2 protein-coding genes are annotated in these 940 nt (G+C 50.3%); both read right to left on the bottom strand.

The window, feature by feature from the left end; genetic code table 11:
* Positions 1-716 (bottom strand): capsular polysaccharide export protein, LipB/KpsS family (locus ACTHS3_RS15180; RefSeq protein WP_440368390.1); only part of this gene is annotated, 716 nt, incomplete at its 3' end.
* A gap of 34 nt (positions 717-750) precedes the next feature.
* The coding region (locus ACTHS3_RS15175) for a dTDP-4-dehydrorhamnose 3,5-epimerase family protein (protein WP_440368389.1) at positions 751-940 on the bottom strand (190 nt) is incomplete at its 5' end.

Here is a 940-nt window from a genome sequence, read left to right as displayed (position 1 = left end):
AGATGGACGCGGTGTTGCTGCGCCAGTTGGGTCAGATAGCCTTGTTTTTTGCCGCACAAAACATCGGGATGGGTTTTTACCCAGATATCGGCTTGCGGGTTTTCATTCAAGGCCGTCTGAAACATCAGTTCAAACGTAGAGGTGTCTGCGCCGCCATATTGGATGGCCATATCGCCGAAGGTTTGGTCGATGATGAGGACGGTTCCGGGTTTGGATGGGGAGTGTAAAGGATGATCGTCTGAAAGCTCGGGCGCGTGGTTGTATTTGGACAGATGGTGTTGCAGGATGAAATCCATCGCCTGCTGCGCCTGAGCCAAGGTTTCAGACGGCATGGTATGGGCGGCAAGAATCAGTTGTTCTAAACGCGAAGGACGCGTGGTGTCGTAGTAGATACCGATGTCGTCATAGACGATGGAGTAGGGCGGATAACCAGAGACGCCTAGTCCGAGCGAGCGTAAAAAGCCGTCTTCCAAAGCAATAAAGGGAAGCTGGTGCTCAGCGGCAAACGCACGCGCTTTGTGTGTCGTCGGGCGCAAACCCCAGCCGACCACAGCCTCTGCTCCTTTCCCATCTTTGCAGATATGAAATTCAGGCAATAGGGTGGAGAGATGGGGGATTTTGCGGATGCCGCGAGAGGGAATGTAGGCGTTTTTCACAATGCGTTTTCGTCGATTATTGTTATTAATGGATTGTAGGTCGTCTGAAAAGAGGAACATTCTTTTAGACGGCCTGAATTATTTTTAAAACTTTTTAAAACGTTACCGCTTCAGCCAATACTTTGCCTGCTAAGTCTTTAGGCGACAGGTTCGGCTCGCCTTGCAGCGGCCAGTCGATACCGACGGTCGGATCATTCCAAATCAGTGAGTGTTCGGCTTTGGGGTTGTAATAGTCTGTACATTTATAGACGAATTCGGCTTCATCGCTCAGTACATAGAAGCCA

The sequence above is a fragment of the Neisseria sp. P0009.S007 genome (assembly GCF_051962515.1).
Note: the sequence above shows the minus strand (reverse complement) of the source record. Positions and strands in the feature narration are given on the sequence as shown.